Source organism: Prosthecobacter sp. (assembly GCF_044373815.1).
In the GTDB taxonomy this organism is placed as follows: Bacteria; Verrucomicrobiota; Verrucomicrobiia; order Verrucomicrobiales; family Verrucomicrobiaceae; genus Prosthecobacter.
The window spans coordinates 1-6,280 of the sequence record NZ_JBIPNG010000393.1; the positions used below are offsets into that span (position 1 = coordinate 1).

Genomic DNA, 6,280 nt, shown 5'->3' on the forward strand with positions numbered 1-6,280 from the left:
TGCATGCCACGTGTTTGGTCGTTCACCTGAATGTCCTCGTTATAGCCGTCATGCATCAGCCGCACGGGTTTCGGCTTTCCATTGGCGGCCATGACGGGCGACCAGCCAGCCCAATCCAGCACCACGCCCAAAGTCAGGCCTTTGTGCCAGGTCACTAAGCCGGATCTTGCAGGAGCTTCCACCAGGACTTCCGCTTTCTGCAGCGGCGGCAGCACCACATCCTTAAAGGCCACCTTCCGAATGTCACGCGCTTGCAGCTCAAAGTAATCCACCTCCTCCAACCGCATGCCAAAGACTGCACGCTCGCTGATGTCCCTGCCACTTGTGGTGCTAGTGTTCATGCCAATGATCTTGGACCCATCCTTGAGATAAGCCGCGCACTGGACCTGCCGGTCTTCTCGCCGTCGAAGCCAGGTCACGAAACAATGCTGGGCAGCGTCCTCGCCAACCCCTCCTTTGATCCAGTCGTCTGTGGAGATGTTCATGCTGGGGTTTTTATCCACACGCTTCACCGCATCCCAAGGGCCGGCGCTGTACGCGAAACTCAGTTCAACGGTACGCGGCAGGTGGCCTCGCTCTCCAGCACGAAGCACCACCGAGTGGACCGGACCGCCTGAAGGTCTGTATCCCGTGGTGTAGTCATTCCAGTGAACGACGCCCTGATTCTTGTCCGGGCGTCCGGTGATATCAATGGCCGTTACGCTCACGTGGGAGGCTTCATCCAGATCTGGATGCTGGATCCACGCCTGAAGCCAGCATGTCTCTGCATCTGGGCAGGTTTGCTCGGTTGTTGAGTTTCTGATGATCTTCTGCTCTTCCTTGGTCGGGTTGAACGGGAGTCCCGCCGCATCATGCACATCCAATGCCCATGGCTGCCCCTCTGGCACCATGCGCAAAAAGAGCAGCCGTGGCTCCTGCTGCAGTGCGTGAGAAGTCGTTTCCGCTGGGGGAAAGCCCTTGTTGAGCCGGGCGGGAGCTGGAGCGGAGGCAGGTGCCGATCCTGACGCTTGCGAGCTCGCCTTGGACCCGGCAGGTGAATAATACGGAAACAGCATCTTCCCAATGATCTTGTCCCAAGGCATGAAGAACTCATCGGGACTGCTGCCGCGTTTCAGCTGCAAGCCTTTGGGTTCGACAGCGACAACCCGTGCGAGCCAGGTCTGCCCGCTTTCATGCGCATAGGCGATGAGATCTCCTGCGACAAAGCCCGTGTTCAACCGCGATGCGAACCACCGACTGCCTTTGGCGACTCCCGGCTCGTTGCCATGAGGGATGGAATACGAGGCGCAGATGAAGGCTTTGATGAAGTAGCCCAGAACAAGCGCCGGGAGAACCTGTTCAATGTTCCGCACAAGCCGATGAGGCTTGATGGCACGACGCCCCACAGGATGCCGGTGCATCCATACCAGTGTGGACACTACGGAGGCCGCCACCGCGACCAGCATGAGCGTGAAGGCGGCCCACGAATAGGCGTCCTGATGACGCGGCAGTTGATAAAAACCCGCGATGCCTGCGGCGATAACAGAGAGCGACCAGCAAAAGAGATGACGCCCAAAGACGGCGTTCACGTCATACCAGCGCTCGTCAGAAACAAAGGTCGAAGGCAGACGCACACCATAAAACGAGTTCATCGGCACAAGGCGCAACCAGAGCGGCAGGCTGACGGCTGCAAGGATGCAGCCGGTGATTCCAATCGCGGACGCTATGAAGGTTTGCGCGGTCAGACCCGTCTGGCCTGCATGGACCCAGTGGATGGTCATCCAGACGAGAGACAGAAACAGCAGGATGGCAGCGGGAAGAAGCCAGAGCACACGGGAGGGGCGCTCATGCCATGCGGTCGGACGTTGGGCACCTCCCTGCGCTTCAAATTCGAGCTGCCTGCGTGCCCACCAAGGCATGAGCACGGATGGAAGCATCATTGGCAGCCAGATCCACGTCGCCAGAGAGGCGCTTTGATTGGTGGCCCGCACCAGCCATAGCAGCAGAGGCGGCGCCTCCATGAGATTCTTCATCACATGAGGTGCATGAACCTGACCGCCCATGCCGCTGACAAGAGCAAAAACCTGTCCGCCATACGCATGCACACCTGCCGCCAAACCTCCCGCAGCCTCCCAGCCCAAGGCCAGGCCGCCTGCAGATAAAAAGCCCACGCTCATGCCACCATAGGCCAGCAGCAATGCGAGAGCGAAACCACCCCAGGAAATGAGGCCAATGCTCATGCCACCGAGCGCGAAAACACCGACTGCCATGCCGCCACAGGCGAACAAGCCACGTGCATAGCCACCAAAGGCCACCACTCCCACGGCGCGGTCTCCAAAGGCAAAGAAGCCGCGCGCTGTGCGCTTGTGCCCCGTCGTGGGATCAATGCCTGAGGTGATGTGCAGCAGCGGCCTGCCCAGCAGCGTGCGCTTGGACTTGTACTCAAAGCTGCTGAACCGCATGGCCAGCGAGCGCCGCATCTGCGGAGGCATAGAAGCGATGCCTTCGATCTGCGTTTTGAACTCGCCCGCGCTTTGCTGGCGCATGGCGCGATCTTTGGCCAGCGCACGGAAGACGACCTCGTCCATATTTCCATTCACGGCGGATTTTTCGGAAGGTGCTGCAAAGCGGCCCAGCGGTAGTTCGCCGGTGAGCATCTCATAGAAGACCACACCGAGGCTGTAGATGTCCGCACGGTGATCCACGCTGCCGGGCTTCTCGATCTGCTCCGGCGCCATGTAGGGCGCGGTGCCGAGCTTGGCTCCGCTCTGCGTGAGCATCATCCCACCGTCGCCATTTTCATCCAGGATCTTGGCGATGCCGAAGTCGGCGATCTTCACCCTGCCCTTCGTATCGAGCAGGATGTTCTCCGGCTTGATGTCGCGGTGCAGCACGCCCTGGCTGTGGGCGTATTGCAGGGCCTCACACATCACAGGGATGATGTTCAGCGCCTGCTTCGGGGTGAAGCGGCCGGCACGCATGGCCTGCCGCAGGTTCACGCCATCCACGTATTCCATGATGAGGAAGCAGAAGCCGCCGCTCTCGCCAAAGTCATGTACGGTGACGATGTTCGGATGGCTGAGGCGTGCGAGCACACGCCCCTCACGCGTGAAGCGCTCCGCGAAGCCCGGCGTGGCGGCGAGTGATTTGGGCAGCACCTTGAGCGCCACCATGCGGTCGAGCCTCGGCTGCCGCGCACGAAACACCGCGCTCATGCCGCCATGGCCGATGAGATCGAGGATTTCGAGATCCGGAAACGCCACGGCGATTTCCGCCAGCGAGGGCAGGTCACGCGGAGTGAGCGGGAGCGTGTCGGCACCGCCGTCCGTCGGCATGGCAGCAGCCGCCATCAGGTCGGCAGGGTTCAGCCCGTGGAAGGGATCGGATGAGGGCGTGGAAGAGTCCATGATACCGGCTGCATGGGGAATGTGGCGGCGGAGGTTACACACGATCATGCGGTGCAGGCCAGAAACTTCATCCCGGGGCGCGGAATCCCTTCTTGCGAAAATCGAGCAGTACCGTCACACTCGCGATCCAACTTCCCCAACACGCCACCATGCGCCTCCTCGCGCTGCCAACCCTCCTCCTGCTTTTCATGTCGATCTCCGGCTCGTCACCTGCTGCCAGTGTTGAATCCTCCATCTGGGGAAAAACCCCGGCGGGTGAGGAAGTGAAACTCTTCACGCTGCGGAATTCGAAGGGCATGGAGGTCAGTCTCACCAACTGGGGCGCCTACATCGTCGCGGTGAAGGTGGCAGACAAAAACGGCAGGTTTGCTGATGTTGTGCTCGGCTTTGACACGCTGGACGGCTATCTGGGCAAAAACCCCTTCTTCGGCTGCATCGCGGGCCGTTATGCGAACCGCATCGGCCATGCGAAGTTCAAGCTCGATGGCGTGGAGTACCCGGTGACCGCCAACTCCGGCAAGCACCAGCTTCATGGCGGCAAAGAGGGCTTCGACAAAAAGCTCTGGTCCGCGAAACCGACCACCAACGGCGTGGCACTCAGCTACACAAGCCCGGATGGCGAGGAAGGCTACCCCGGCACGCTGCAATGCACCGTGACCTACACGCTGACCGAGGACAACAGCCTGAAGATCGACTACCATGCCACCACGGACAAACCCACGGTGCTCAACCTGACCAACCACGCCTACTTCAACCTTGCCGGTGAAGGCAGCGGCGAAATCCTCAGCCACGAGCTGACGCTTCCGACGGAGCGAATCACCGCCACCGATGACGACCTCATCCCCACGGGAGAGATCGCCAGCATTAAGGGAACACCGCTGGACTTCACCACCCCGCATGAGATCGGCGAACGCATCGACGCGGATTTCAAACCGCTCGTCCAGGGCATCGGCTACGATCACAACTACGTCCTCTCCGGCACCGGCATGAAACTGGCCGCCACCGTCAAAGATCCCGCCAGCGGCCGGGTGATGACCGTGCGCACCACCGAGCCCGGCGTGCAACTTTACACCGGCAACCACTTGAATGGCGTGCCGGGCAAAGCGGGGCATATTTATGCAAAGCGTCATGGCTTCTGCCTGGAAACGCAGCATTATCCCGACAGTCCGAATCATCCCGCCTTCCCCAACGCAACCCTGCGGCCGGGTGAAAAATTCAGCAGCACCACGATTTACCAGTTTTCCGCCGAGTGAGCGCCACCACCACCGTCCTGACCGATCGAGTCCCCTTGTTTGAATCTCAGCCACCTGCCTTCATCCAGGAGCAGGATTTTGCCGCGAGGCAGTATCGGGGCCGTCGTGACAACCAGGAAGACTACTATGCCTTTGCCGACGCCGCCGAGCCTGAAGAGCGCAGCCTTGAGCGTCTGCTCCTCGTCATTGGTGATGGACTCGGCGCGCATGCCGGCGGCAGCGTGGCCAGCTACATCGGCGTGAACGCCTTTGTGCGCGCCTACCATGAGCAGGACGGCCCGCACTCCTGGAAGCTCAAGCATGCCGTGGAAACGGCGAATGAGACCCTCGGCATCATCACCAGCCGCATGCCGAACGTGGCTCCGCCCATGGGCACCACGATGGTGGGCGTGCTCATCACGCCGAAGACCATGGAATGGATCAGCGTGGGCGACTCGCCGCTCTTCCTCTTCCGCGATGGCGTGCTGCATCGCCTCAATGCCGACCACAGCCTTTCCCCGCTCATTGATGCCCGTGCAGATCGCGGTGAGATCACCCGCGAGGAAGCTGAGAATCATCCTGACCGCCACACGCTGCAGGCCGCGCTGCTGGGCATGCCGCTGGCGATGACCGACACTCCCGCCGAACCCTGGGCCCTGAAGAAAGGTGACATCGTCATCGCCGCCAGCGATGGCATCTTCACGCTCACCCACAAGGCGCTGGAAGAACTGCTCAGCTTTGGCAAGCACACCACGGCCGACAAGATCGCCGATGCGATCATCTTCGCCATCCGCCGCATCAACAACGACCGTCAGGACAACACGACGGTGGGTGTGGTGAAGATCGGGTAAGGCGGGGACGCTCCCTCACAATTCAAAAACGCACTCTCGGCTTGTCTGGATCATCCGGATCAGACATGTCCGAGTCCAAGGCCCAGCGCCAGCCAAGACGGAGCAGCCAGAGGCCGCCTACAAGCGACACTCCGCACGAGATGCCATAGAAGCGCAGCAGACTCCCTTTCTCCACGATTTCGGTGGATTGGATGCCGAGATAACAGACCCACCCGCAGACGATGGCATAACCAACGAGCGCAATGCCCGCCAGGGCGATGACACAGCCTGCCGGTGTTGCTTTCGTCGGACTCTCCATAACGGCTGAACTAGCTCGGGACTGGAGATCTTGCCGTTACAATCCCAGCTCCTTTTTCACGATGCCTACGCCGGCAACCATGCTGGCGAGTTTCTTCTTTGCCGCCCAGCGCGCGGTCTGGCTGAGGCCGCAGTCCGGCGCAAAAACGAGCTTGTCCGCAGGCGCGTGCTTCAAGCAGGCACGCACGGCATCGGCGATCTGCTCTGGCGTCTCGATGTGGTAGCTTTTCACATCGATGATGCCCACGGCGACATCGTAGCGTTCGGCCATCGGTTTGATGACCTCCAGTTCGGCGTATTCGCGGTTTGCCATCTCCACGTGCACCTCATCGCAATGCAGATCGAGGAAGGCGGGGAACAGCGGCGCGTATTTGCGCCAGCCGACGGGGTGGCCTTTGAAATTGCCAAAGCAGAGGTGTGTGCAGATCCGCGTCTTGCCATAGCCGCTGCTCACGGTGCGATTGAAGATGTCCACAAAGCGCTGGGTGTCCTCGCGATAGCCGTAGCAGCTCAT

Annotated in this window: 4 protein-coding genes and 1 pseudogene; 2 read left to right on the forward strand and 3 right to left on the reverse strand. The window is 60.7% G+C overall.

The genetic code is table 11. The annotated features are described in order from the left end of the window. The coding region (locus ACIREA_RS24070) for a protein kinase (RefSeq protein WP_397384883.1) at positions 1-3,386 on the reverse strand (3,386 nt) is incomplete at its 3' end. Between the two features lie 149 nt (positions 3,387-3,535). Here ACIREA_RS24070 and ACIREA_RS24075 point away from each other — a divergent pair. Then, positions 3,536-4,639: an aldose epimerase family protein gene (locus tag ACIREA_RS24075; protein ID WP_397384884.1), complete on the forward strand. Its 1,104-nt coding sequence runs from the start codon at positions 3,536-3,538 to the stop codon at positions 4,637-4,639. After that, entirely contained in the window at positions 4,636-5,469 is an 834-nt protein-coding gene (locus ACIREA_RS24080) for a PP2C family protein-serine/threonine phosphatase (protein WP_397384885.1), read from the forward strand. The genes ACIREA_RS24075 and ACIREA_RS24080 overlap by 4 nt, the downstream gene beginning before the upstream one ends. Positions 5,470-5,491: 22 nt before the next feature. Here the strand turns inward: ACIREA_RS24080 and ACIREA_RS24085 are convergent, their stop codons facing one another. Further along, positions 5,492-5,767, reverse strand: coding sequence for a hypothetical protein (locus ACIREA_RS24085; protein WP_397384886.1), 276 nt, complete (start codon positions 5,765-5,767; stop codon positions 5,492-5,494). A 36-nt stretch (positions 5,768-5,803) separates the two neighbouring features. Next, positions 5,804-6,280: pseudogene (locus ACIREA_RS24090) on the reverse strand (methionine synthase); the annotation flags it as partial.